Below are 25500 nucleotides of genomic sequence, written 5' to 3' on the forward strand. Positions count from 1 at the left end.
CCTAGTCATCCTCCTCGGGGTCACGCCGCATAAACCGGGGTTGTACGCGGTTGCGCTTGCGGTCATGATGGAGCACAAAGCCGCCGATGAAGGCGACCGGGATGACGAACAGCACCATTCCCAACAAAAAATGCCCCCAGAGGAACTGGTTGATTTCCGGATCAAAGTACTGATAAAAGGTGTCCCGCATCAATTTGATGCCGAATCCGGCGACGACAACCGGGACAGCCATGATGAGGAGGGCGACCAGCTTTTGCCCGAGCATTTTCGATCACTTCCTTTGCCTGCCGACAAGATCCCATTTTCCTTTGTAAAAAATAAGCCAACCTCATCTTAAACGATTCCCCATCTCTTGTCCAACGCTTGAAATGCGTTACAATGAAGAAAAGCTTCTGCCAGGCGCTGCCGCGTTTTCGGCAGACTTGACTGACGCTGAGTTTTCAAATTAATTCGTAAAATGTGTTCCGACACTCTGGCAGCAGGATAAGGGAGAGAAGTCTCGAAGTTATACTAGTTGTGTAAGCAAAGCTTTCGATTTCAGGAGCCCTTTCGACGATGTGTGATGCTTTCTTGAATAGGGGGGAAAGGGGGAGGGGCATGTACAGCCAAAGGGAATACGATTTCATGCTTAACTCCACCCATGATGCGATTATTGCCGTTGATGCCAGCGGGGTCATCACCCTGTTTAACAAGGCTGCAGAACAATTGACCGGTTTAGAGGCCAGGCGAGTGATTGGCACACGGGCTGAAGCGACGATTCCCAACACCAGGCTGCACATCGTGCTGCAGACGGGACAATCCGAACTGCATCAGGAGCAGGAACTCCTGGGCAAGACCCGGATTATCACCAACCGGGTGCCGGTGCGGGGCGAATCCGGCGAGATTGTCGGGGCTGTGGCGATTTTTCGCGACATTACCGAAGTCATGGCATTGGCTGAAGAAGTCACCGATCTGAAAGAGTTGAAGAGCATGCTGCAGGCGATTATCCATTCTTCCGACGAGGCCATCTCGGTGGTCGATGCCGATGGAAACGGGCTGCTGATCAATCCGGCCTACACCAGGCTGACCGGGCTGGCCTATGAAGATGTCATCGGCAAACCGGCTACGGTGGACATCTCCGAGGGAGAGAGCATGCATATGCAGGTCTTACATACGAAAAAGCCGGTGCGCGGCGTCCCGATGAAGATCGGACCGAACCGGCGAGATGTGATCGTGAACGTCGCCCCCGTAATGGTGGACGGCATATTAAAGGGAAGCGTCGCCGTCATCCACGATATCTCCGAGTTTAAGACGTTGACCGAGGAGTTGGAAAAAGCCCGCCGCATCATTCGCAAGCTGGAGGCCAAATACACGTTTGCCGACATCATCGGCGAGAGCGAACCGATTCGGATGGCGATCGAACAGGCCGAGCGGGCCGCGATGACCCCGGCGACGGTGCTGCTGCGCGGTGAGTCGGGAACGGGCAAAGAGCTGTTTGCTCACGCGATACATAATGCCAGTCAGCGCAAATACAACCAGTTTGTCAGGGTGAACTGTGCCGCATTGACAGAATCTCTGTTGGAGAGCGAACTTTTCGGTTACGAGGAAGGAGCTTTCACCGGCGCGAAGCGGGGCGGAAAGCCGGGGCTGTTTGAGGAAGCAAGCGGCGGTACCATCTTTCTCGACGAGATCGGTGAATTGTCCATCAGCACCCAGGCCAAGCTGCTTCGCGTCCTGCAGGAGCGCGAAATCGTCCGCGTCGGCGGGACCAAAGCGATTCCGATCAACGTTCGGATTATTACCGCCACACACGTGAATTTGGAGTCGGCGATTTCGACCGGACAATTCCGCGAGGACCTGTACTACCGGCTGAATGTCGTCCCGATTCACATTCCTCCCTTGCGGCAGCGGGGCGAGGATATCTATCCGCTCGCCATGCATCTCCTGCGCAAGCACAATCTCGAATACGGGCGCAACGTCGAGGGGATCGCGCCGGCGGCACTGCAGATTCTCAGTGCCTATCACTGGCCGGGGAACGTTCGCGAGCTGGAAAACGTATTGGGGCGGGCGATGATCAACATGAAGTTCAGTGAATCGACGATCCTGCCCGAACACTTGCCGCCGCTGGAAGTGAAGAGTGGAATGGAGAGTGACCAGCAGCCGGCAAACCGCAGACAAGCGATTCCCAGCCCGCTTAAGGCAGTACTGGAAGAAGCGGAGCGGCTCCATATAGCCAGAGTGCTTGCGGAATGCGGAAAGAACCGGACAGAAGCAGCCAAACGGCTGGGCATTTCCATTCGCAGTTTGTACTATAAAATGGAAAAATACGGGATTCAGCAAGAGCGCAAGGATTGATCGCTGTGCAATTTATTGCATGCAATTTCCAGTCAGCTTCTGCAAATACATGCATACCATGTCATGATGAATAAAACGCTTTCATGCTTTCCGTAGTTGGCATATCTCTTGCTAAAGTACATAGACGAAGATATTGCAGTAAACTATAAGAAAAACGTTGATGGAAGAATATGTACTGATCAGACCACACTGCGGGAGGCTTATTCCATGCAAATTTTCGACTATCTGCAGCGCTACGACTACGAGCAGCTGGTTTTTTGCCAGGACGAAAACTCCGGGCTGAAAGCTGTGATTGCCATTCACGATACCACCTTGGGTCCTGCTCTCGGCGGCCTGCGGATGTGGCCCTACCGTACGGAAGAGGAAGCAATTGTTGACGCTTTGCGCTTGGCTAGAGGCATGACCTATAAAAACGCGGCGGCCGGACTCAATATCGGCGGCGGAAAGACCGTCATCATCGGAGATCCGAAAAAAGATAAAAGCGAAGCGCTGTTCCGCGCATTGGGCCGGTATATTCAGGGGTTGAACGGACGCTACATCACGGCGGAAGACGTCGGAACGAGTGTAGCTGACATGGACCTGATCCACCTGGAAACGGATTACGTGACCGGGGTTTCACCCGAGTTCGGCTCAAGCGGGAATCCATCGCCCATGACTGCCTACGGCGTCTACCGCGGAATGAAGGCGGCTGCCAAGATCGCTTTTGGCAGCGACAGCCTTTCAGGAAAAGTCGTCGCGATCCAGGGGGTCGGGAACGTCGCTTCCAGTCTTTGCAAGCATCTGCACGAAGAAGGCGCCGATCTGATCGTGACAGATATCAATCAGGAGAACGTCGATCGTGCCGTCGCCGATTTTGGCGCAAAGGCGGTTGGAGTGAACGAGATTTTCAGCGTGGACTGCGACGTCTTCTCGCCGTGTGCGCTGGGCGCGGTCATCAACGACGACACAATCCCGCTCCTCAAAGCGAAGGTCATCGCCGGTTCTGCGAACAATCAGCTGAAAGAGGAGCGCCATGGTGATATCATCAGCGAGATGGGGATTGTCTATGCGCCCGATTACGTCATCAATGCAGGCGGCGTGATCAATGTCGCAGATGAATTGCAAGGGTACAATCGCGAGCGGGCGCTGAAAAAGGTAGAGGCGATCTACAACACGATCTTGGACGTTTTTGAAATTGCCGAACGGGAGCGCATTCCCTCCTATCGGGCAGCAGATCGCCTGGCGGAAGAACGGATTGCCAGCGTGGCGAAGTCCCGCAGCACGTTTTTGCGCAACGGAAAATCCGTACTGTCCAAGTGAAGTAAAGAAAAGGAGAAAACGTAAATGTCACAAGAATTTGATCTCGCCATCCTCGGGGCCGGTCCTGGCGGATACGTCGCGGCGATACGCGCGGCCCAGCTCGGTATGCGAGTGGCGATTGTCGAGAAGGAGAAACTAGGCGGCACCTGTCTGCATCGCGGCTGCATTCCCTCCAAGGCTCTCTTGCGCAGCGCAGAGGTGTACGCTACGTTGAAGGAACGGGATAAATACGGCATTGTCGCCGAAGGGGTGGGCATCGACTTCGGCAAGATGCAGACCCGCAAACAGGGGATCGTAGACCAGTTGCACAAAGGTGTCCAGTACCTGATGGAGAAGTCGAAGATCACCGTTTTCAAAGGGTACGGCCGGGTAATGGGGCCCTCCATCTTTTCTCCGCAGGCAGGAGCGGTGCGGATCGAGAACGAGGCAGGGGAACAAGAGATGATCGTTCCCCGGTTCCTGCTCTTGGCCACCGGTTCACGGCCGCGGACGATACCGGGCCTGGAGATTGACAAAGAGTACGTATTGACAGCCGATGAAGCACTCCAACTGGATACGCTGCCGGCCTCCATGCTCATCGTCGGAGGCGGCGTGATCGGCATCGAATGGGCTTCGATGCTGAGCGACCTTGAAGTGGATGTGACGGTTGTCGAAGCAGCCGAGCGGATCCTGCCGCAAGAGGATGAAGAGGTCAGCCGGGAAATGGCCCGCTTGCTGAAAAAACGCAAAGTAAAAGTTGTCACGGGGGCCAAACTCCTGGCGGAAACGCTCGTCCGCGGGCAAGGCGGTTTGACGATTCAAGCAGAAACCGCAGGCGGCGTCCAGCGTTTCCATGCCGAGAAAATGCTCGTATCAGTCGGACGCAGGGCCAACGTGGAGAACCTTGGGCTAGAAGCGACGGAAGTGAAGGTGGATGGGGGAGTGATCGAGGTGGGGCCGTTTTACCAGACGGCAGAACCGCACATTTACGCCATCGGAGACGTGATCGGCGGCCTGCAGCTAGCCCATGTCGCCTCACATGAAGGAATGATCGCCGTCGAGCATATGGCGGGGCTAAGCCCTGCTCCCCTGGATTACACGAAGGTGCCGAGGTGCACGTACAGCCGTCCGGAAGTGGCCGGCATCGGCCTGACGGAGGCGGAGGCGAGACGGCAGGGGTATGAGGTGAAAACCGGCAGGTTCAGCTTTAAAGCGCTGGGCAAGGCGCTGGTTTACGGTGAAAACGACGGGTTTGTCAAACTGGTGGCAGATGCCCGGACAGACGATTTGCTCGGCGTCCACATGATCGGCCCGCACGTGACCGAGCTGATCTCCGAAGCAGGGTTGGCACGGGTGTTGGACGCGACACCGTGGGAGATTGCCCACACGATTCACCCACATCCGACACTTTCCGAAGCGATGGGCGAAGCGGCGTTAGCCGTAGACGGGTCGGCCATTCAATCATAGAGAGACAAAGGAGGCATTAGCATGTCCAACCAGGCGCAAAATCGGCATCAGGCCGTTGGGTTAAGCGATCAGCAGGTGCTTGACATGTTCTACTACATGGTGTTGGCGAGAAAAATCGACGAGCGCCAATGGCTGTTAAACCGTGCGGGAAAGGTGCCGTTTGTGATCTCCTGCCAGGGACAGGAGGCGGCACAGATCGGAGCAGCGTTTGCCTTGGAGAAAGGAAAAGACTACCTCTGTCCTTACTATCGGGACCTTGGCGTCGTACTGGTCTTCGGGCAGACAGCGCGCGACTGCATGCTGTCCGCTTTTGCCAAAGCGGAAGATCCCAACAGCGGCGGCAGACAGATGCCCGGCCACTTCGGCAGCAGAAAGCTGAATATCCTGACCGGATCAAGTCCGGTGACGACACAGGTGCCGCACGCGGTGGGGATCGCCTTGGCTGGCAAAATGCAAGGGAAAGATCTGGTCGTATTTACTTCCTTCGGAGAAGGCTCAAGCAACCAGGGCGATTTTCACGAGGGAGCCAACTTTGCCGGCGTTCACAAGCTGCCGGTGATTTTCTTCTGCGAAAACAACAAATACGCGATCTCTGTCCCGCTGAAAAAACAGCTGGCTTGCGAGAGCGTGGCAGACCGGGCGGTTGGCTACGGCTTTACGGGGATCAGCGTAGACGGAAACGACCCGATTGAAACCTATCGGGTCATGAAGGAAGCAGTGGAGCGCGCCAGGGCAGGCGGGGGTCCTACGCTGATCGAAGCGGTTACCTACCGGTTGGTGCCGCATTCCAGTGACGATGACGACCGCACATACCGCACACGCGAAGAGGTGGAAGAGGCGAAAAAGCAGGATCCCATTCTGCGTTTTGCCGCTTATTTGAAAGAAATCGGCTTGCTTGATGACACGTCTGAGAAAGAACTGTTGGAACGGGTGCAGGCGGAAGTAGACGAAGCGACGGATTATGCGGAGAACGCCCCGTATCCCGCTCCCGAATCTGCTTTAACCCACGTCTACGGTGCGTAAGGGGGAAGAGAGATGGCTGTCATTTCATATATAGATGCAATCACCATGGCGATGCGCGAAGAGATGCGCCGCGATCCCGGCGTATTTGTTTTAGGGGAAGACGTCGGAGTGCGCGGGGGAGTGTTTCGCGCCACCAATGGTTTGATCGAGGAATTTGGCGAAGAGCGGGTGCTCGATACACCGCTGGCCGAATCGGCGATCGTCGGAGTGGCGATTGGCGCAGCCGCTTACGGCATGCGTCCGATTGCCGAGATTCAGTTTGCCGATTTTATTATGCCTGCCGTGAACCAAATCGTCAGTGAAGCGGCAAAAATCCGCTATCGTTCCAATAACGACTGGCATTGTCCGCTGACGATCCGCGCGCCGTTCGGCGGCGGGATTCACGGGGCGCTGTACCACTCCCAGTCGGTAGAGGCGATGTTCACGAACGTGCCTGGACTAAAGGTCGTTGTTCCCTCTACGCCATACGACGCCAAGGGGCTGCTCAAGGCGGCGATCCGCGACGAGGATCCGGTGCTGTTTTTTGAACACAAGCGCTGTTACCGGCTGATCAAGGGCGAGGTTCCGGAGACGGATTACGTGCTGCCGATCGGCAAGGCGGATGTGAAGCGCGAGGGTACGGACATCACGGTGATCTCCTACGGCCTGACGCTCCACTTTGCCCTGCAGGCGGCGGAAAAACTGGCACAGGAAGGAATCAGCGCCCACGTCCTCGATCTGCGCACGCTCTACCCGCTGGATAAAGAAGCGATCGTGGAAGCGGCAGCGAAGACCGGCAAAGTGCTGATCGTTCACGAAGACAATAAAGAAGGCGGAGTCGGCGGCGAGGTCGCGGCGATTATCGCGGAACACTGCCTGTTTGATCTCGACGCGCCGATCAAGCGCCTGTGCGGTCCGGATGTGCCGGCGATGCCATACAGTCCGCCACTGGAGAAGTTCTTTATGCTAAACCCTGACACAGTGCTGGCAGCGATGAGAGAACTGGCCCATTTTTAGATCTTTCATACTAACCTCTAGACTTGAGGAGGATAGAACATGGCAACAAAAGTGCTCATGCCCCAACTGGGGGAAAGCGTGACAGAGGGCACCATCTCCAGATGGTTGGTCAAAACAGGGGATGTCGTCAACAAGTACGATCCGCTGGCCGAAGTCACGACAGATAAAGTAAACGCGGAAGTGCCGGCTGCACTGTCCGGACGGATCGTCGATATCCTGGTGCCGGAAGGGGAAACCGTAGCCGTGGGAACGCCGATCATGTCGATTGAGGAGTATGGCGGAGCCGCGTCTGAGGAGGCTGCGTTGGAAGCGGCAGAACCGGCCCCGGCAGGCGCTGGGGAAGGGGAATCGCCGGTACTCAAGCCGATCGAATTCGAACCGGCCCGCGTCGCCCCTGTCACGGGAAAACAGCGCTACTCTCCCGCCGTCATGCGGCTGGCCCAGGAACACGACATCGATCTGTCACAGGTGACAGGAACCGGCGCGGAAGGGAGAATTACCCGCAAGGACGTACAAAAAATCATCGAACAAGGCGGTTTGCCCAGGGCCCATGCCCCCTCGGCCGCACTGCCGCAGACAGCCGAGCCGACACCGCCTCCACCTGTCAATCCCGGCGCGGGCGACCAGGTGATTCCTGTTTCCTCCGTGCGGAAAACCATCGCTGCGCGAATGGTCCAGAGCAAGCACGAAATCCCGCACGCCTGGATGATGGTCGAGGCAGATGTGACAAATCTCGTCAACTACCGCAACAAGGTAAAGGATGAATTCAAGCAAAAGGAGGGCATCAACCTTACCTACCTGCCCTTTTTTATAAAAGCGGTAGTCGAGGCGTTAAAAGAGTACCCGATGCTTAACTCGTCTTGGGACAAAGACAAAATTATCGTCAGGAAGGACATCAATATCTCGATTGCCGTAGCGACAGAGGATGCGCTGTACGTTCCCGTCATCAAGGCGGCCGATCAAAAATCGATCTACGGCATCGCCAAGGCAATCGAGGATTTGGCGGGCAGGACCCGCGCCGGCAAGCTGACGGTCGATGACATGGCAGGCGGCACGTTTACCGTCAATAATACGGGCTCGTTCGGCTCCGTATTGTCCGCACCGATCATCAATGCGCCGCAGGCGGCGATCCTGAGCGTCGAATCGATCGTCAAACGGCCTGTCGTCATCAACGATATGATTGCCGTCCGCTCGATGGTCAATTTGTGCCTGTCGCTGGATCACCGGGTGCTGGATGGGCTGGTTTGCGGCCGTTTTCTCCAGCGGGTAAAAGAGAAGCTGGAGAACATCGGCCCGCAGACAAACCTGTTTTAGCATTTGAGGGCGACTGCCAAAAGAGCCTGGCCCCGGTTTTTATCAGATCAAAAATAGGAAGCCACAGATCAATCGGGCTTTCTATTTTTTTTCGCAGAGGGTGTAACGTTTTTTCGGGCCGCTCCGTCATAATCCTATGAGGGAGGAAGCGGGGGGAACATTCATATGGAAAATCTCCCGGGAACTGATAAATTCCGATAAAATGTTTACATAAATATTCCCTCTATTATCGATTTATGGTAAACTTTAGACATCTATTGGTTTTTTAGAAGAAGATTAGAGATTGGGAGGAGAACAATGCGAAAGAAAAACAGAGTGCTGCCTTTCCTACTTGCGACTGCAGTTGTCACCAGTCCGTTGGCAGCTGTGCCGAACGCTTATGCGATTTCCAGCCTCGACATTCGTGCCGATGACGAGTACGTAGATGAGGAAACTACCTATACGATTGATTTTTACTTGGACAAAGACCTGGATGCCGGGGATAACATCTATGTCGAATTCCCCAGGGACTACGATGTCAGTGGAGTCCGGACCTCTGACGTAACCGTAGACGGCAGAGAGGCCAGCAGGGTCAGCGTCAGCGGGGGAAAAATTACCATCCGAGTTCCACGTGATTTGTACAGGGACGACAAGGTGAGAGTCGAAATCGACGGCGTGGTCAATCCGCGATATTACGATGACTACACGATCAAGGTGAGCACGACAAACGAATCCTCGCGCTCTGCTACCATCTACATCGATCGAAGCAACAGTTCCAGCAACAGCAGCAGAAGCGATTTCTCTGTCGAAATGGACGCCAGGGATACCAATGAAAAAACCTCATTGAAGCTGGGAAGGATCGACCTGAGGGACGATCTGAAGAAGGGGGACCTTGTTTACGTCACCTTCCCTGATTCCAGCATGCTGCCTAGCCGGATCGACACAAGAGACGTTGAAATCAACGGCTACGAGCCGGATGACGTCACGATCAGCGGAAAAGAAGTCCGGATCAAGGTTCCCAAAAATGCGGATAAAGACGATACATTAGACATCTACTTCAGCAGATCCGCCGGCATCAAGAGTCCGAGAAGAGATGACGATTACACGATCGAAGTAAAATACAAAAGCACCCGGTACACTTCGGAAGAATTTTCGATCAGCGGGTCCAGCGGCTCAGCCTCCAAGGACTTTAAAGTAGATCTTTCCGATAATTACGCCGGCGCCGCTACCAGCTACACCTTTGAGTTTGACCTGGGCAAGAAATTGAAATCCAACCAGGAGATCGAAGTGGAGTTCCCGGACTCGCTGATGGTGCCTTCTACCGTGCTCTCCACTTACGTCAAGATCAATGGTGAGACGGCGCGGTCTGCCAGCGTATCCGGCAGAAAAGTGACGATTACGACACCGTTCACCTTTAAGGACGACAGCAAAATTAAAGTAGTTTTCGAGCCGCGTGCAGGGATTACCAACCCGAACTTGCCGGGAACCTACACGCTGACGGTCAAGGCAGCCGGCAGCACGATCACGTCGAAGAGCTTCGAGATCAGCGGCAGCCGGACGGGCAGTGTAGTCAACCCGACCAACCCGACAAATCCGACCACGGTCGACAACTCTACGGCCGCGATTACGTTTACGAAGACGCTCCCGTCTACGGCGACGACGATCAACGTCGGACTCAACGGACTGGGCATGCCGCTGACCAAAAACCAGGATTTCTTCGAGATCGCGTTCCCGAGCGGTTTCCGCATGCCGGCTTCGTTCAGCACCTCGTCCTTTACCGTAAACGGCCTGGCGCCCAGCTATGTCGCCCTGCGCGGGCAAAACCTGGTGGTATATCCGGCACAGGATATTCCCGCGAACCAAGCCGTAAACGTCGTCATCGGCGAGGGGGCAAACATCGTAACGCCAGCGGCGGCCGGACAGTACAATCTGGCGGTGTACACTTCCAATGAAAAAGCTCCGCTGATCACCCGTTCCGTCAATATTCTGCCTGCCAATGCCGTGATGATGAAGGTAGGGGCGGCTTCCTTCACCAAAGGCGGGGTGACGAAAAACCTGACGACCGCACCGTATACGTTCAACGGAAATACGCTGGTGCCGGCGCAATTCTTTAAAGACGGGCTTGGCTTGACGACCCAGTGGAATAATAAGACAGCGACGATCACCAGCGGTACGACTGTCATCCAGTTTACTGTCGGCTCCAATCAGGCGAAGATCGGCAAAACCACAGTCAAACTGCCTGTAGCAGTACAATTGAAGGACAACATGCCAATGCTCCCGATCCGCTTTGTTTCCGACACCCTCAAATACACCTTGGGCTGGGACGCAGCAAGCTCCAGCATCGTCATGTACAAGTAAATAAACCAGTGACAAGGTCACGAGAAACGCTCCCGGTGGTCACCCGGGAGCGTTTTGTTGTTCGCTGGAAAAAATGCGGCCGCCTATCGTCCGATGTACATCATGGGCAGAACCAGTGAGACGACAAGCAGCAAAATAATCAACTTGGCGACGGTTGAACGCTTCACGCAAAATACCTCCTCGCATGCCATAAAGTGTGTATGATCGAAATTTTTAAGGATCAAAATGCGTTAAGCTGTGCTAGAATTGAAGCGTGGCACAGTGAAATCAAGCAGCGATGGTTTTTCTTCAGGGGAGACGGAAACGGAGGGAAAACGCATGTCCACCAAAAATTTTACCCAACTCTATCAAGAGTGGCAAGCCGAGGTTGCCAAACGGCTGGAAAAAACGCCTGAGAGGAAGGAACGGTTTGCCACCTCATCTGACATCGAGGTTGACAACCTTTATGTGCCGCAGCAGATTGACGACGCTTACATGGAAAAAATCGGGTTTCCCGGTGAGTATCCGTACACGCGGGGCGTACAGCCGACCATGTACCGGGGGCGTTTGTGGACGATGCGGCAGTATGCCGGGTTTGGGTCTGCGGAAGAGACGAATCAGCGGTTTCGCTACCTGCTCGAACAGGGGCAAACCGGTTTAAGCGTTGCGTTTGATCTGCCGACACAGATCGGTTACGACTCCGACGATCCGATGGCGGCGGGAGAAGTCGGCAAAGTAGGTGTGGCGATCGATTCGCTTGAAGACATGGAGACCCTGCTGCAGGGGATCCCCTTAGACAAGGTGAGCACGTCGATGACGATTAACGCTCCCGCTTCCGTCCTGCTCGCGATGTACATCGCGGTGGGTGAGAAGCAAGGGGTGCCCTCCCAAAAGCTCGCCGGGACGATTCAAAATGATATTTTAAAAGAGTACATTGCGCGGGGGACATACATTTTCCCGCCCCAGCCGTCGATGCGATTGATAACGGACATTTTTGCCTTCTGCGCCGAGCATGTTCCCAAGTGGAACACGATCAGCATCAGCGGCTACCACATCCGCGAGGCGGGGGCGACGGCGGTCCAGGAGGTTGCCTTTACGCTTGCGGACGGGATTGCCTACGTAGAGGCGGCACTGCAGGCGGGTCTCGACATTGACCAGTTTGCCCCGCAGCTTTCCTTCTTCTTTAACGGGCATAATTACTTTTTTGAGGAGATCGCCAAGTTCCGGGCGGCACGGCGGATCTGGGCGCGGCTGATGCGCGAGCGATACGGAGCGAAAACCCCCAAGTCCTGGCAGTTCCGCGTGCACACCCAGACAGGGGGCTCCACGCTGACGGCCCAGCAGCCGGACAACAATATCGTCCGGGTGACGCTTCAGGCGCTGGCGGCGGTACTGGGCGGAACGCAGAGCTTGCACACCAACTCCCGCGACGAGGCGCTGGCGCTCCCGACGGAAGAGTCTGCCCGGATCGCCTTGCGCACGCAGCAGATCATCGCCTACGAGAGCGGCGTCGCCGATACGATCGACCCGCTGGCCGGTTCTTATTACGTCGAGTCGCTGACGGATCAGATCGAGTTGAAAGTGCTTGAATATATGGAAAAGATCGAACAAATGGGCGGTGCCGTCGCAGCTGTGGAGGCGGGATACATGCAGCGGGAGATCCACAAACAGGCGTACGAGACACAGCGGCGGATCGAACGCGGCGAGGAACTGGTCGTCGGGATGAACTGCTTCCGGCTGGAACACGAGGCGCAGCCGGAGCTGCATCGCGTCGATCCTGCCCTGGGGCGGAAACAGACGGAAAAACTGGCCGCACTGCGGGCTCGTCGAGACAATGCGCTTGTAGAGCAAACGCTCGCTCAGCTTCGCCAGGGAGCTGCCGGATCGGAGAATCTGATGCCGCTGATCCTGGACTGTGTGCGTCATTACGCGACGATCGGGGAGATATGCGGCGTGCTGCGGCAAGTTTTTGGCGAATATCGCGCTGTCTAAGGGAAAAGGGGGACGTGACAAATGGAACAAAAGATACGGGTTCTAGTCGGGAAGCCGGGGCTGGACGGACATGATCGCGGTGCGCTTGTCATCGCCCAAGCCCTGCGGGATGAAGGGATGGAGGTCGTCTACACGGGGCTGCGGCAGACCCCGGCGCAAATCGTCAATGCCGCCATCCAGGAGGACGTCGATTGTATCGGGCTCTCTTGCTTGTCCGGCGCCCACAATGAACTCTTCCCGGAAGTGATTCGCCTGCTTCGCGAACGGCAGGCCGAAGATATCCTCGTCATTGCGGGCGGCGTCATTCCGCAGGAGGACATTCCTTTCCTGGAGGCGCAAGGCATTGCCAAGATTTTTACTCCGGGGACGTCAACGAAGGAAACGGCGGAGTTTATCCGCAGCCATATCAAACGCAAGCCGCTGGCGTTTTTGGAGCCGCCGAAAAAAATCGCCCACATCGGCATCGCGGTAAAAAGCCTGGAAGCCGTGCTGCCCTTTTACAAAAAAGTAGGCCTGCCGCTCTTGGGAACAGAAGTGGTTGAGAGCGAGCAGGTCCGGGTCGCCTTCCTCGGCATCGGCGACAGCAGGTTGGAGCTGTTGGAGCCGCTTCATCCGGACAGCCCGATCGCGAAGTTTTTGGAAAAGCGCGGCGAAGGCATTCACCACGTGGCGCTCGCTGTGGACAATCTGGAGGAACGTCTGGCTCAGCTTAAAGCAAGCGGTATTTCGTTGATCAACGAGGAACCGAAGGACGGGGCGCACCAGGCCCGGATCGCATTCCTTCACCCGAAAGCCGCCAATGGCGTTTTGTTTGAGCTGTGCCAGTATCCCGCTTCTGAGGAGGCCCGCCCATGAGTGAAGACATGTACGCCAAAATAGATGAATTGTACGATAAAAAGCGGAAAATCGAACTGGGCGGCGGTGATGAACGGATTAGCGCCCAGCACGATCGAGGAAAATTGACAGCGCGGGAGCGGCTTGACATCCTGCTGGACCCGGGCAGTTTTATCGAACTGAACACATTCGTCAAGCATCGGGCGGCAAACTTTGGCATGGACAAAATGGAAGCGCCGGGAGAGGGCGTCGTAACCGGGTACGGAACCATCCACGGCCGGCTGGTGTACGTCTTCGCCCAGGATTTTACCGTATTTGGCGGCGCGCTGGGCGAGATGCACGCCAGAAAGATTGCGACGATCATGGATCTGGCCGCCAAAAACGGCGCTCCGATCATCGGGTTGAACGACTCCGGGGGAGCCCGCATTCAAGAGGGGGTCGTTTCCCTGGACGGATATGGCCATCTCTTTTACCGCAATGCCATCTACTCCGGGGTCATTCCGCAAATCTCCGTCATCTTGGGTCCGTGTGCCGGGGGAGCGGTCTATTCGCCGGCGATCACCGACTTTGTCTTCATGGTGGAGAAGACCTCGCAGATGTTTATCACCGGACCGAAGGTGATTGAAACAGTAACGGGCGAAAAGATATCCAGTGAGGATTTGGGTGGAGCTCGCGTTCATACTTCGATCAGCGGCAACGCCCACTTCTGTGCGCCCACGGAAGAAGAGGTGCTGGGACAGGTGCGGCGCTTGCTGGGCTTTTTGCCGCAAAGCCACCGGGAAGCACCGCCTGTCCTGGAGTACCAGGGAGCTGAGGGCGACTGGCTGGAGGAGATCATCGAACTGGTGCCGGTAGCCGGTACGAAAGTGTACGATGTCAAAAAAGTCTTGGAATTGATCGTCGACCACGGTGACTTTATGGAGGTGCAGCCGGACTTCGCCCGCAATATTGTGGTGGGCTTCGGCCGGATTGACGGGCACAGCGTCGGCCTGATTGCCAACCAGCCGAAGGTGATGGCAGGGGGACTGGATATTGATTCGTCCGACAAGCTGGCACGGTTTATTCGCACCTGTGATTCGTACAATATTCCACTGATCACCTTTGTCGATGTCACCGGATTTTTCCCCGGGGTCAACCAGGAGCACGGGGGCATCATCCGGCACGGTGCCAAAATCCTGTATGCCTACTCGGAGGCGACGGTGCCGAAGATCTCCGTCATTACCCGCAAGGCATACGGCGGTGCGTACGTGGCGCTCAACTCCAAGGCGATCGGAGCCGATATGGTCTTCGCATGGCCGAACGCGGAGATTGCCGTCATGGGACCGGAGGGCGCGGCCACGGTCATCTTTGCCCGCGAGATCGAGCAAAGCGACAACCCCGCGGCGACGCGGCAGGCAAAGATCGCCGAGTACCGGGAGATGTTTGCCAATCCTTACGTGGCTGCAGAGCACGGGATGGTGGACGACGTAATCGACCCGCGCGAGACGCGCAAACACCTCAAGCAGACGCTGCGGATGCTGAGGGGCAAGCGGGAAACCAGACCGGCGAAAAAGCATGGCAACATCCCGCTGTAGATTTCATGGAAGATACCATTTTGTTAGGGTATACTAAAACTTGGTCTCATTTAGTGAAATATCACGAGGGTAGGAGGAATTTTCTTGATCAATCAAGAACGGCTGCTCCAGGAATTTTTGGAGCTGGTCCAGATCGACAGCGAAACCAAACATGAAGCAGCGATCGCCAAGGTGCTGAAGGAGAAGCTGGAAGCCATCGGTTTAACCGTCGAGGAAGACGATGCGGCGGCCAAGACAGGACATGGCGCGGGCAACCTGATTGCCACGCTCCCGGGAAATGCCGAAGGGCCGGCGATCATGTTCAGCAGCCACATGGATACGGTGGTTCCGGGGAACGGAGTGAAACCGATCGTCAAGGACGGCTATGTGTATTCCGATGGCACAACGATTCTCGGCGCTGATGACAAGGCCGGGATTTCCGCGATTCTGGAAGCAGTACGCACGATAAAGGAGAAGAATTTGCCCCATCCGACGATTCAGGTCGTGATCAGTGTCGGCGAAGAGTCGGGATTGGTCGGTTCGCGCCATATGGACAGCAGCTTGCTGAAGGCTGAGATGGGCTTTGTGCTTGATTCTACCGGCAAGGTCGGGTCGATCGTATCCGCCGGTGCCGGTCAGTACCGGATTGTCACGAAGATTTACGGCAAGGCGGCACACGCCGGAGTAAATCCAGAGGACGGCATCAGTGCGATTACGGTCGCAAGCAAGGCGATTTCGCGGATGCCGCTGGGGCGGATCGATGCGGATACCACGGCCAATATCGGCCGGTTTGAAGGCGGCAAGGCGTACAATATCGTTACCGACTACGTGGAGATATGGTCGGAGGCTCGCAGCCTTGTGATGGATAAGCTGGAAGCGCAAGTGAACAAAATGACGTCTGCGTTTGAATCTGCTGCAGCCGAGATGGGCGCCCGCTGCGAAAATGAAGTGACCTTTATGTACCACGGATTTAAATACGACGAAAACACACCGGTTGTGAAAAAAGCAATCTCGGCAATCAAGCGGGTGGGACGCGAACCTGTGCTGGAGAGCAGCGGCGGCGGGAGCGACGGCAACGTCTTCAACGGCTACGGCATTCCGACGGTTAACTTTGGCATCGGGTATGAAGAGATTCACACGACCAATGAACGGATTCCGCTGGAAGAACTGTACAAAGCTTCCGAGCTGGTCCTGGCGATCGTGGAAGAAGTCTTGGCGTAAAGAAGGGAATACAGGCAAAAAGAGGTATGGGGATTCCTGCCTCTTTTTCCGTGTTAAACCAATGCTGTGGCAGAGCGACCGTATGGATTTCGCAGAGGCGGCATATGATCTAGATGAAGGAGTGGAACGGAGGAGGAAGGCTGCATGCTCCGCTTAGCTGTCGCCAAGGTAGTGGAAATCGTCGCCGAACGGGAAGGAATGCAGACGCTCGACGTGGTGATGACTGCGACACAGCAGCGGGAGTCAGCCTGCTTTTTCACCTCTGGAGCGGTGAAGTGCGCCCCGGGGGAACTGGTATTGCTCAATACAACCAGTGTGGAGCTGGGGCTGGGAACGGGCGGCTGCCATTTTGTTGTGGCCCGCCTGAATCCGGATGAGTCACGGGTGGACGATCTGCACCCGACTGCGTGGGGGCATGTGATGAAAATGCGTTACACACCGCTGCAGCTGGCTGTCGACTCTGTCGAGGAGCAGGGGAGTCCTCATCACTCACTGTTTTGCGATGAGTCGGTTACCCTGGAGCGGACTCCGGTGGTGATCGGGGAACTTCACAGCATGCTGCCGTCTGTTGCGCTGGCCATCAAACAGCTTCAGCCCGATTGCCGGATCGTGTACGTGATGCCAGATGGAGCCTCATTGCCCATTGCTTTCAGCCGGCATGTCGCCCTGCTGAAGCACAGAGGGATTCTCTCGGCCACCGTGACGACAGGACACGCCTGGGGCGGCGATTTTGATGCGGTAAACCTGCACACCGGCCTGCTGGCGGCAAAGCACTTGGCTGCGGCTGATGTCATTCTCTGCATGCTGGGACCAGGGGTGGTTGGGACGGGCACCAATTACGGTTTTTCGGGCATGCAGACAGCCGAGGCGGTTCACGCAGCTTCCTGCCTGGAGGGGGTGCCGGTATTCGTCCCCCGCATTGGCTTCGCCGATCCGCGGGAGCGCCATCACGGCATGAGCCACCATACACGGACGGTGCTGAAGCGCTTTGCATTGGCTCCGGTTCTGTATTGTGTGCCCCGCTTCGGCGATCATCGCGACTCGCTGCTCGCAAGGCAAGAACAAGCAGACAGTCTCTCCCGTATGCACCATCGGCTGCTCTCACCGGCACCGGACGTCGAGACGATCGCCCGCCTGCAGCACGGATATCCGCTTACGATCACGACGATGGGACGCGACCTGACGGAAGAACCAAGTCCGCTTCAGACCTGTTATGTCGCCGCCGAACTGGCCCTCCACGCGCTTGTGCAGCGCCATCTGCTCAGCGTTTTGCCGCCCGGTCAAGACGCCCTAGCCATTCTTGCAGCGTCATGGGATTCCCGGCCCAGCCGCGAAGCTTAGCCCGGATCTCCCAGGCTTTTCCGACGATGCGCAGGTGCCGCGAGGAGCAATATGTTTTCATCATTGGTCCACTCCCTTTCAATTTGTTTGGGGACAAGCTTGATTGGTAGTAAGCATATGATCAGCCGACAGAGATAGAACCAATTTTGAGGAGGAGAGAGACATGCCAACTGAAGATCGATTCGCGGAAAAGACGCTGCACAGCCAGCCTGTATACGACGGGAGGATCATCAAGGTAAAGGTGGATGAGGTCCTGCTGCCAAACGGCAAGACAGCCAAACGGGAGATCGTCAACCATCAAGGGGCTGTCGCTGTACTGGCGCTGACGGCCGACGATAAGCTGGTCGCCGTCCGGCAATTTCGCAAACCGCTGGAGAAGACCATCGTCGAAATACCCGCCGGAAAGCTGGAGGCAGGGGAAGAACCGCTCGCCTGTGCCGCCCGCGAGCTGGAGGAAGAAACGGGCTATCAGGCATCCCAGTTTACCCATCTCAGCACGTTTTATACCTCGCCCGGATTTGCCGACGAAAAGCTGCACCTCTACATCGCGACCGGTTTGAAAAAAGGCGAGCTTCACCTGGATGAGGATGAATTCGTGGAAGTCCTGCACCTCGATCTGGAAGCGGCCAAGGAGCTTCACGCCAGCGGGGAGATCTGTGACGCCAAGACGGTGTTGGCTTTGTTTGCCTGGGAAAACCGGAAGCTGAAGAACGGGGATAGCTGATGAACAGCTACTTCTGCGATCTGCATATTCACATCGGCGGCACGCCAAGCGGCAAGCCGGTAAAGATAACGGCCTCCCGCCAGATGACCTTGACGCGGATTTTAGCCGAGTCTTCCGACCGCAAAGGCATGGATTTGATCGGGATTATCGATTCCCACGTGCCGGAGGTGCAAAGCGAACTGATCGGGTTGATCGAGCAGGGGGCGGCGAAGCCGCTTGAACAGGGGGGAATCCGCTACAAGGGGACGACGCTGCTGCTCGGGTGCGAGGTGGAGATCAAAGAGCCGGGACGCGGCGAGGCGCACTTTCTCTGCTACCTGCCGAGACTAACGGAGATGCAGCAGTTTACCCGCTGGCTGGCTGACCGCTGCAAGAACGTGACGCTCAGCTCGCAGCGAATCCGCGCTTCGCTTCGCGAGCTTCAGGCTTGGCTGTTCGAACACGACGGCGTGATGGTCCCGGCACACGTCTTTACCCCCCATAAAGGCTTGTACGGAAACTGCACCGATACGCTTGCCGAAGTGGCCGACCCCTCGCTGATCTACGCAGTGGAATTGGGACTCAGCGCCAATACGGAGATGGCTGACCGCTTGGGGGAACTGCACGACAAGACCTTCTTGACGAATTCGGATGCCCACTCCCTCTCCAAAATCGGGCGGGAGTACCAGGCGATCGCCATGGCCGACCCGTGTTTTGACGAATGGGTCAAAGCGCTGCGGCGCGAGGCGGGAAGGCGGGTTGTGACCAACTACGGCCTGCATCCTCGGCTGGGCAAATACCATCGGACTGTTTGCCAGTCGTGCCAGTCGCCATTGCCAAAGGAGGGAGACGGACGCTGCCCCCACTGCGGCTTTAAAGCGGTAGTGCGGGGAGTAGATGAGCGGATTAGCCAGCTGGCCACTTTGCCGGCGGGTGTCCATCCGCCCCACCGGCCGCCCTACATAGAGCAAATCCCGCTGGAATTCGTGCCTGGGCTGGGACCCAAGCTGCGCGGCAAGCTGTACGATGCCTTTGGTACGGAGATGAACATCCTTCATCGCGTCGACGAATCGTCGCTCGCATCCGTCGTAGGCGCAAAAATTGCCAGGACGATCGCATTGGCCCGAACCGGCGCACTGGAGGTTACAGCCGGCGGTGCAGGGGTCTACGGGAAAGTGAAGAAAGTTTAAACCGGACGAGAGACAAGAGGAATAGCTGTCCCCGAGGGCGCATAGGTATAAGTATCTTGCGCAGGGAGGCGAGCTTGGGTGCACAGACGGGTTGGACAAACTGTCCGCAGCTACATGCAGGAACACCAAATGCACTATGTATTTACCGTTGTCTTATTTGCGATGGGCATTATCTTCGGCTCGATTGTCGCGGGTTCGTTGGCGCAGCCGCAAAAGCAGGAACTGTTCAGTTTCATCCAGTACTTTTTCCTGGACCTGCAGGAGCACGGCGTTCCCGATGCAAATGCCCAATTCCAGCATTCGTTTGGCTACTACTTGAAAATGGTGGGGATCATGTGGGTGTTCGGCCTGTCTGTTATCGGGCTGCCGATCATTTTGCTGCTGCTTTTCCTAAAGGGCATGATGGTCGGATTTACGGTCGGCTTCATCGTCAACCAGCTGAAGTGGCAGGGAATCTTGTTTTCGCTGACGGGCATCCTGCCGCAGAACATGCTGATCGTCCCCGCCCTGTTGATCGTCGGGGTCAGCGGAACGGCCTTCTCCCTCCGGTTGATGCGCACCCGGTTTTTATTTAAAAAGGGAGAGATTTTGCCTTACTTCGCCACCTATACGGCGACGGCGGCCGGAATGTTGGCGATTCTCACGATAGCAGCCTTATTCGAAGCGTTTGTCACGCCGCATCTGATGCAGTACGTCCTCAAGTAAGAATTATTATCAAATAAGAACGTATTTGACTTATTTGAATGCCCTCTACTATAATAGGAACAGGTTTCATGCGAACGGGGAGGGGCATTATGGACGAGAAGTTAGAAAAAATAAAGCAGCAATTACAATCCCATAACTATAAATTGACACCGCAGCGGGAGGCCACGGTTCGGGTGTTGCTGGAAAATGAACAGGATCATCTGAGCGCTGAGGACGTCTATATGCTGGTAAAGGAAAAAGCCCCCGAGATTGGTTTGGCCACCGTATACCGTACCTTGGAACTTTTGAGTGAACTGAGAATCCTCCACAAAATGAACTTTGGCGATGGAGTTGCCCGCTACGACCTGAGCGATGACAATTCAGAGCATCACCACCACCATCTCGTATGCCGCCACTGCGGAACGGTGGATGAGATCTTTGAAGACCTCTTGTCCGGTGTTGATGAGCGCCTGAAGGCCAACTACAACTTTGTCATGTTGGATCATCGTTTAACCTTTTACGGAATTTGCCACCGCTGCATCGATCATGTCAACATAGAAGATTACAAGTGAGTGTAAAAACTTCTCCGGGATGGAGGAGTTTTTTCGTTATCTGTGAAAAACGTCTTGACGTTTTTCATAAAACTTAAATGTAACCGCTTGCGGTAACAAAACGGTCATGACCGTTTTGTTTGCAAATCGGCGGGTTGTGGCAAGATAGGGAGGAATCCATTTGCAGGAGGGGTTGCGGTATGATCATCGGAGTTCCCAAAGAGGTAAAAAACAACGAAAACCGCGTAGGGTTGACCCCGGCAGGGGCAGCCGCCTACAAACATGCCGGTCATGAGGTCATCGTGGAGACACAGGCGGGAGCAGGCAGCGGTTTTACGGATGAGGATTACCAGGCGGTCGGAGCACAGGTGGTCCAGTCGGCGCAAGAGGTATGGAGCCGAGCGGAGATGATTTGCAAGGTGAAGGAGCCGCTCCCTGAAGAATACGGGTTTTTTCGCGAGAATCTGATCCTGTTTACCTATCTGCATCTGGCGGCGGAGCGGGAGTTGACGGAGCAGTTGATCGCTAAAAAAGTCGTCGGCATCGCGTATGAAACAATTCAAACCGACGACAGGGCGCTTCCGCTCTTGATGCCGATGAGCGAAGTGGCGGGTCGCATGTCCGTTCAGGTGGGAGCGCAGTTTCTCAGCAAGCCGTACGGCGGCAAAGGGGTGCTGCTCGGCGGGGTACCGGGAGTTCCACCTGGAAAAGTCGTCATCATCGGCGGCGGGATCGTCGGTACGAATGCGGCAAAGATTGCGATCGGCATGGGGGCGGATGTCACCATGATCGACATCAACGCCAACCGGCTGCGCGAATTGGACGATCAGTTCCAGGGACGCTTGAAAACGCTGATGTCCAATCCCTACAACATCGCCCATGCGGTAAGAGATGCTGATCTGCTGGTCGGGGCGGTGCTGATCCCGGGGGCCCGGGCACCTCATTTGGTTACGGAAGAGATGGTCAAAACGATGTCCCCCGGCTCGGTGATCGTCGATGTCGCGATTGATCAGGGCGGGTCGATTGAGACGAGCGACCGCATCACCACACACAGCGATCCCACCTATGTCAAGCATGGCGTGGTCCACTACGCTGTGGCGAACATGCCTGGGGCAGTCCCGCGGACATCGACGATCGCCTTGTCCAATGTTACCGTACCCTATGGGCTGCAGATTGCCGGCAAGGGGTACCGCACAGCCGTCAGCGAAAACCGCGCCCTGGCCCGCGGAGTCAATGTCATCAACGGCAAGATCGTCTACGAGGCGGTTGCCAAATCGCTCTCCATGCCGTACACCCCCCTGACCGAGGTCATACCGGAAGCGCGAACCTAGCATGTAAAGAGGGACAAGCGCATAACATAAAGTCAAACGATACGCTGGAGGAGCATATATGGGAATAACATTGCGGCGTCTGATGGAGTTGGTCCGCTTCTTCCTCGTCTTTATCACCTGTTCTCTGGTGTGCTATGCCATCGTGATGTTCTTGTCAGATCGGTTTTTGCCGGGCAATCCGTACCGGGAGCCGCACGGCAATGCGGTCAAGGTCGTGAAGGCGGTTCAAAACGAGCCGGCTGCTGATTTTGAGTGGTATCTGCGGAGGGTTCAGCTATTCTATTTGGTCGGTGAGTAAGGACAGCTTTTCGTCCAAAAAAAGAGGAGTTTGTCCGCCAGGTGTGGAATGATTATGTGAACACATCACCTGAAGGAGACGTCCGCCGATGGATATGCTCATCGACCACTTTACACACTATCTCGCAGTAGAAAAAGGGCTGGCGGCAAATACCCTCGAATCCTACCAACGAGATCTGGTCACTTATGTATCCTACCTTCGCGAACAGGGAGTTACCCGGATTGAAGAGACGACACGCGGTCAGATCATCGGCTATTTGTTGATGCTGCAGGAAAAAGGCAGAGCGACAGCCACCTTGTCCCGCAACCTGGCGTCGATTCGCGCCTTCTACCAATTTCTCGTCCGCGACAGGTACCTGGACAAGGATCCGTCGATTCACCTGGAGACGCCGAAGATTGAAAAGCGCTTGCCCAAGGTGCTGGCGGTGGATGAAGTGGAGCGGCTGCTCGAGGGGCCGGTTACCAGCAGACCCGCAGGGCTGCGGGACAAGGCCATGCTGGAGCTGCTGTATGCGACGGGTATTCGCGTCTCCGAACTGGTTCATCTGCACGTGGGAGACGTGAATTTGGATATGGGATTTCTCAAGTGCATGGGAAAAGGCTCGAAGGAAAGGATTATTCCGCTGGGCAGAACCGCGATTGATGTCGTCCGGGAGTACATAATGACAGGCCGGCCGCGCCTGTTGAAGCAAAAGAGTGAAACCGCCCTGTTCCTCAACCACTTGGGGAAGCGGATCACGCGCCAGGGGTTTTGGAAGATCATCAAGAAGTACGCCGTGCAGGCAAATATCCGGGCGGGAATTACCCCGCATACACTGCGGCATTCGTTTGCCACCCATCTGCTCGAGAATGGCGCCGACCTGCGTTCGGTTCAGGAAATGTTGGGGCACGCCGACATCTCCACCACACAAATTTACACGCATGTGACTCGTACGCGGATCAAAGACGTCTATGCGAAAACCCATCCGAGAGCATAAGCTCTCTTTTTTCTGGGCGCTGCCGCAAAACCACTGACAACAAAGGAGGGCTTCATGATGCCACGTTTTTCGCGCGTTTTTTTAATCGTATTGGACAGTGTCGGAATTGGCGAACTGCCGGATGCTGCCCGCTTCCATGACGAAGGAGCGAACACGCTGGGCCACATCGCCGAGCGGGTAACCGGTTTTGCGCTGCCCAATCTGGCTCGGCTCGGTCTCGGCAATATTGCACCGCTTCACAACGTGCCCGAAACAGCCTCACCCATGGCAGATTGGGGCAAAATGAAAGAGATTTCGATTGGGAAGGATACGACCACCGGCCATTGGGAGATCATGGGCCTGCATGTAGCGACGCCGTTTCGCACGTATCCGGACGGATTTCCGGAAGAGCTGATCCGGACGTTCGAGCAGCGGATCGGCAGAAAGGTGCTGGGAAATAAAGTGGCGTCGGGTACGGAGATCATCGACGAGCTTGGCGAGGAGCATATGCGTACCGGGGCGGTCATCGTCTACACCTCGGCTGACAGCGTATTTCAGATCGCGGCCCACGAAGACGTCATTCCGCTCGATGAGCTGTACCGCATTTGTGAAGTGGCCCGCGAACTGACGCTGCAGGACGAGTTTGCCGTCACCCGGGTCATCGCCCGCCCGTTCGTCGGACAACCCGGTTCCTTCATCCGCACGGCCAACAGGCATGATTACTCGGTCAAACCGTTTGGACCGACGGTGATGAACCGGCTGGCCGACGCCGGCTTGGCCTCGATCGCGATCGGCAAGATCAGTGACATTTACGACGGGGAAGGCGTTACCCGGGCGATCCGGACAAAAGACAACATGGACGGGGTAGATCAGCTGCTGACGACGATGAAAGAGGAGTTTACGGGGCTCAGCTTTGTCAACTTGGTCGACTTTGACGCGAAATACGGCCACCGCCGCGACCCCGAGGGCTACGGAAAGGCGCTGATGGAGTTTGACGGGCGCGTTCCGGAACTCCTGGAGGCGCTTGGAGAGGACAGCTTGCTGATCATCACCGCCGACCACGGGAATGACCCTGTCCATCACGGAACCGACCATACGCGGGAGTACGTGCCGCTGCTTGTTTTCCACAAGGGGATAACGGCCGGCAAAAGCCTGGGTGTGCGCGAGACCTTTGCCGATGTCGGCGCGACGATCGCCGACAACTTCGGCGTTCAGATGCCTGCCATTGGGCGAAGCTTTTTGGCCGATATTTGACCAGAGAACAAGAGAATGTGAGGAGAAAACAGGATGGATAACAAAATTTTGGAAGCAAAGCGATTCATTGAAGAAAAGATTGCAACAAGGCCACAGGTGGGCCTCGTTCTGGGCTCAGGGCTGGGCGTGCTGGCGGACGAGATCGAAGATGCCGTCGTCATTCCTTACCACGAAATTCCTCACTTTACCACGTCGACGGTGGAAGGACATAAAGGGCAGCTGGTGATCGGCAGACTGGAAGGGAAACAGGTTGTCGCCATGCAGGGGCGTTTTCACTATTACGAGGGACATGACCTCAGCGCCGTCGTCTTCCCGATCCGGGTCATGAAGGCAATCGGCGTCGAAACGATTCTGGTGACCAATGCGGCGGGCGGAATCAACACCAGCTACCGCCCGGGAGACCTGATGCTGATCGCCGACCACCTCAACCTGACCTTCCGCAATCCGCTGATCGGACCGAATGACGAATCTCTCGGCGTTCGCTTCCCGGATATGTCCGAGGCGTATTCCAAGCGACTGCGGGCCCTTGCCAAGGAAGCGGCCGGCGAACTCGGCATTCACCTGCAAGAGGGCGTCTACGCCGGACTGCTCGGACCAAGTTACGAGACACCTGCAGAGATCCGCATGCTGCGAACGCTTGGCGGTGATGCAGTCGGGATGTCTACCGTACCGGAGGTAATCGTCGCCCGCCACATGGGAGTGGAGGTACTCGGCATCTCCTGTATCAGCAATGTTGCCGCCGGGATTTTGGATCAGCCGCTGAGCCACGAAGAAGTAATGGAGACGACGGAAAGGGTGAAAGAACAGTTCCTTGCCCTCATGCACAGGATCATCGCCAAAATGTAGAGAAGGAAGGCGGTCCAGG

The 25500-nt window shown here is 56.1% G+C and carries 22 protein-coding genes and 1 pseudogene; 21 read left to right on the top strand and 2 right to left on the bottom strand.

What is annotated here, in order from left to right:
* Nucleotide 1: 1 nt before the first annotated feature.
* On the bottom strand, nt 2–265 hold the full coding sequence (locus tag HGBM_RS20025) for a DUF2627 domain-containing protein (protein WP_019122866.1): 264 nt from the start codon (nt 263–265) through the stop codon (nt 2–4).
* Nucleotides 266–597: 332 nt separating this feature from the next.
* Here HGBM_RS20025 and HGBM_RS28105 point away from each other — a divergent pair, with 332 nt between their 5' ends.
* The 12 genes from HGBM_RS28105 (at nt 598) to HGBM_RS31880 (ending at nt 17669) form a co-directional block, all read left to right on the top strand.
* The gene (locus HGBM_RS28105) at nt 598–2334 is read left to right on the top strand and encodes a sigma-54 interaction domain-containing protein (protein WP_019122867.1); all 1737 of its coding nucleotides are present in this window, start codon (nt 598–600) and stop codon (nt 2332–2334) included.
* Between the two features lie 207 nt (nt 2335–2541).
* Nucleotides 2542–3633 (top strand): Glu/Leu/Phe/Val dehydrogenase dimerization domain-containing protein, encoded by a 1092-nt coding sequence (locus HGBM_RS20035; protein WP_019122868.1) that lies wholly within the window; start codon nt 2542–2544, stop codon nt 3631–3633.
* 24 nt (nt 3634–3657) lie between these two features.
* Nucleotides 3658–5079, top strand: a complete 1422-nt coding sequence (lpdA, locus tag HGBM_RS20040) for a dihydrolipoyl dehydrogenase (RefSeq protein ID WP_019122869.1) — start codon at nt 3658–3660, stop codon at nt 5077–5079.
* Between the two features lie 21 nt (nt 5080–5100).
* Nucleotides 5101–6102 (top strand): thiamine pyrophosphate-dependent dehydrogenase E1 component subunit alpha, encoded by a 1002-nt coding sequence (locus HGBM_RS20045; protein ID WP_019122870.1) that lies wholly within the window; start codon nt 5101–5103, stop codon nt 6100–6102.
* 12 nt (nt 6103–6114) lie between these two features.
* Nucleotides 6115–7098, top strand: a complete 984-nt coding sequence (locus HGBM_RS20050; RefSeq protein ID WP_019122871.1) for an alpha-ketoacid dehydrogenase subunit beta — start codon at nt 6115–6117, stop codon at nt 7096–7098.
* Between the two features lie 39 nt (nt 7099–7137).
* A complete protein-coding gene (locus HGBM_RS20055) occupies nt 7138–8412 on the top strand; it encodes a dihydrolipoamide acetyltransferase family protein (protein ID WP_019122872.1) in 1275 nt (424 codons plus the stop codon).
* 297 nt (nt 8413–8709) lie between these two features.
* The gene (locus tag HGBM_RS20060; protein ID WP_019122873.1) at nt 8710–10749 is read left to right on the top strand and encodes a stalk domain-containing protein; all 2040 of its coding nucleotides are present in this window, start codon (nt 8710–8712) and stop codon (nt 10747–10749) included.
* A gap of 318 nt (nt 10750–11067) precedes the next feature.
* Nucleotides 11068–12720 carry an acyl-CoA mutase large subunit family protein gene (locus HGBM_RS20070; protein ID WP_019122874.1) on the top strand — a complete coding sequence of 551 codons (1653 nt, stop codon included), beginning with the start codon at nt 11068–11070 and terminating at the stop codon, nt 12718–12720.
* A gap of 21 nt (nt 12721–12741) precedes the next feature.
* Entirely contained in the window at nt 12742–13575 is an 834-nt protein-coding gene (gene mce, locus HGBM_RS20075) for a methylmalonyl-CoA epimerase (protein ID WP_019122875.1), read from the top strand.
* Nucleotides 13572–15128 (top strand): acyl-CoA carboxylase subunit beta, encoded by a 1557-nt coding sequence (locus tag HGBM_RS20080; RefSeq protein WP_019122876.1) that lies wholly within the window; start codon nt 13572–13574, stop codon nt 15126–15128. The genes mce and HGBM_RS20080 overlap by 4 nt, the downstream gene beginning before the upstream one ends.
* Before the next feature lie 84 nt (nt 15129–15212).
* Nucleotides 15213–16328 carry a M20/M25/M40 family metallo-hydrolase gene (locus tag HGBM_RS20085; protein WP_019122877.1) on the top strand — a complete coding sequence of 372 codons (1116 nt, stop codon included), beginning with the start codon at nt 15213–15215 and terminating at the stop codon, nt 16326–16328.
* A gap of 144 nt (nt 16329–16472) precedes the next feature.
* Nucleotides 16473–17669: a DUF3866 family protein gene (locus HGBM_RS31880; protein WP_019122878.1), complete on the top strand. Its 1197-nt coding sequence runs from the start codon at nt 16473–16475 to the stop codon at nt 17667–17669.
* Between the two features lies 1 nt (nt 17670).
* On the opposite strand, the pseudogene mciZ reads toward HGBM_RS31880, so the two are convergent.
* Nucleotides 17671–17733 (bottom strand): annotated as a pseudogene (gene mciZ, locus HGBM_RS31885) (Z-ring formation inhibitor MciZ); the annotation flags it as partial.
* Nucleotides 17734–17832: 99 nt separating this feature from the next.
* Between mciZ and HGBM_RS20095 the strand changes: the two are divergent.
* The 9 genes from HGBM_RS20095 to HGBM_RS20135 all read left to right on the top strand — a co-directional run bounded on the left by HGBM_RS20095 (nt 17833) and on the right by HGBM_RS20135 (nt 25481).
* Nucleotides 17833–18393, top strand: coding sequence for an NUDIX domain-containing protein (locus HGBM_RS20095; RefSeq protein ID WP_019122879.1), 561 nt, complete (start codon nt 17833–17835; stop codon nt 18391–18393).
* Nucleotides 18393–19562: an endonuclease Q family protein gene (locus tag HGBM_RS20100; protein WP_019122880.1), complete on the top strand. Its 1170-nt coding sequence runs from the start codon at nt 18393–18395 to the stop codon at nt 19560–19562. The genes HGBM_RS20095 and HGBM_RS20100 overlap by 1 nt, the downstream gene beginning before the upstream one ends.
* Before the next feature lie 78 nt (nt 19563–19640).
* Nucleotides 19641–20267, top strand: a complete 627-nt coding sequence (spoIIM, locus tag HGBM_RS20105) for a stage II sporulation protein M (RefSeq protein ID WP_019122881.1) — start codon at nt 19641–19643, stop codon at nt 20265–20267.
* Nucleotides 20268–20356: 89 nt separating this feature from the next.
* Nucleotides 20357–20818 (top strand): ferric iron uptake transcriptional regulator, encoded by a 462-nt coding sequence (fur, locus tag HGBM_RS20110; protein WP_019122882.1) that lies wholly within the window; start codon nt 20357–20359, stop codon nt 20816–20818.
* Between the two features lie 179 nt (nt 20819–20997).
* Nucleotides 20998–22128, top strand: coding sequence for an alanine dehydrogenase (ald, locus tag HGBM_RS20115; RefSeq protein ID WP_019122883.1), 1131 nt, complete (start codon nt 20998–21000; stop codon nt 22126–22128).
* Nucleotides 22129–22186: 58 nt separating this feature from the next.
* Nucleotides 22187–22426: a DUF4227 family protein gene (locus HGBM_RS20120; protein ID WP_019122884.1), complete on the top strand. Its 240-nt coding sequence runs from the start codon at nt 22187–22189 to the stop codon at nt 22424–22426.
* A gap of 88 nt (nt 22427–22514) precedes the next feature.
* Nucleotides 22515–23402 (top strand): site-specific tyrosine recombinase XerD, encoded by an 888-nt coding sequence (gene xerD, locus HGBM_RS20125; RefSeq protein WP_019122885.1) that lies wholly within the window; start codon nt 22515–22517, stop codon nt 23400–23402.
* A gap of 57 nt (nt 23403–23459) precedes the next feature.
* The gene (gene deoB, locus HGBM_RS20130; RefSeq protein WP_019122886.1) at nt 23460–24635 is read left to right on the top strand and encodes a phosphopentomutase; all 1176 of its coding nucleotides are present in this window, start codon (nt 23460–23462) and stop codon (nt 24633–24635) included.
* 33 nt (nt 24636–24668) lie between these two features.
* On the top strand, nt 24669–25481 hold the full coding sequence (locus tag HGBM_RS20135) for a purine-nucleoside phosphorylase (protein WP_019122887.1): 813 nt from the start codon (nt 24669–24671) through the stop codon (nt 25479–25481).
* Nucleotides 25482–25500 lie beyond the last annotated feature (19 nt).

Origin of the sequence: Brevibacillus massiliensis (assembly GCF_000311785.1) — a bacterium.
GTDB lineage: Bacteria > Bacillota > Bacilli > Brevibacillales > Brevibacillaceae > Brevibacillus_C > Brevibacillus_C massiliensis.

What these genes read in the sequence shown, in the direction of transcription:
- HGBM_RS20055 (WP_019122872.1), top strand. Translation starts at nt 7,138, where the DNA reads ATGGCAACAAAAGTGCTCATGCCCCAACTGGGGGAAAGCGTGACAGAG.
- HGBM_RS20095 (WP_019122879.1), top strand. Translation starts at nt 17,833, where the DNA reads ATGCCAACTGAAGATCGATTCGCGGAAAAGACGCTGCACAGCCAGCCT.
- deoB (WP_019122886.1), top strand. Translation starts at nt 23,460, where the DNA reads ATGCCACGTTTTTCGCGCGTTTTTTTAATCGTATTGGACAGTGTCGGA.
- mce (WP_019122875.1), top strand. Translation starts at nt 12,742, where the DNA reads ATGGAACAAAAGATACGGGTTCTAGTCGGGAAGCCGGGGCTGGACGGA.
- HGBM_RS20025 (WP_019122866.1), bottom strand. Translation starts at nt 265, where the DNA reads ATGCTCGGGCAAAAGCTGGTCGCCCTCCTCATCATGGCTGTCCCGGTT.
- ald (WP_019122883.1), top strand. Translation starts at nt 20,998, where the DNA reads ATGATCATCGGAGTTCCCAAAGAGGTAAAAAACAACGAAAACCGCGTA.
- HGBM_RS20120 (WP_019122884.1), top strand. Translation starts at nt 22,187, where the DNA reads ATGGGAATAACATTGCGGCGTCTGATGGAGTTGGTCCGCTTCTTCCTC.
- HGBM_RS20045 (WP_019122870.1), top strand. Translation starts at nt 5,101, where the DNA reads ATGTCCAACCAGGCGCAAAATCGGCATCAGGCCGTTGGGTTAAGCGAT.
- HGBM_RS20070 (WP_019122874.1), top strand. Translation starts at nt 11,068, where the DNA reads ATGTCCACCAAAAATTTTACCCAACTCTATCAAGAGTGGCAAGCCGAG.
- fur (WP_019122882.1), top strand. Translation starts at nt 20,357, where the DNA reads ATGGACGAGAAGTTAGAAAAAATAAAGCAGCAATTACAATCCCATAAC.
- HGBM_RS31880 (WP_019122878.1), top strand. Translation starts at nt 16,473, where the DNA reads ATGCTCCGCTTAGCTGTCGCCAAGGTAGTGGAAATCGTCGCCGAACGG.
- HGBM_RS20100 (WP_019122880.1), top strand. Translation starts at nt 18,393, where the DNA reads ATGAACAGCTACTTCTGCGATCTGCATATTCACATCGGCGGCACGCCA.
- HGBM_RS20060 (WP_019122873.1), top strand. Translation starts at nt 8,710, where the DNA reads ATGCGAAAGAAAAACAGAGTGCTGCCTTTCCTACTTGCGACTGCAGTT.
- xerD (WP_019122885.1), top strand. Translation starts at nt 22,515, where the DNA reads ATGGATATGCTCATCGACCACTTTACACACTATCTCGCAGTAGAAAAA.
- HGBM_RS20080 (WP_019122876.1), top strand. Translation starts at nt 13,572, where the DNA reads ATGAGTGAAGACATGTACGCCAAAATAGATGAATTGTACGATAAAAAG.
- HGBM_RS28105 (WP_019122867.1), top strand. Translation starts at nt 598, where the DNA reads ATGTACAGCCAAAGGGAATACGATTTCATGCTTAACTCCACCCATGAT.
- HGBM_RS20050 (WP_019122871.1), top strand. Translation starts at nt 6,115, where the DNA reads ATGGCTGTCATTTCATATATAGATGCAATCACCATGGCGATGCGCGAA.
- lpdA (WP_019122869.1), top strand. Translation starts at nt 3,658, where the DNA reads ATGTCACAAGAATTTGATCTCGCCATCCTCGGGGCCGGTCCTGGCGGA.
- HGBM_RS20035 (WP_019122868.1), top strand. Translation starts at nt 2,542, where the DNA reads ATGCAAATTTTCGACTATCTGCAGCGCTACGACTACGAGCAGCTGGTT.
- HGBM_RS20135 (WP_019122887.1), top strand. Translation starts at nt 24,669, where the DNA reads ATGGATAACAAAATTTTGGAAGCAAAGCGATTCATTGAAGAAAAGATT.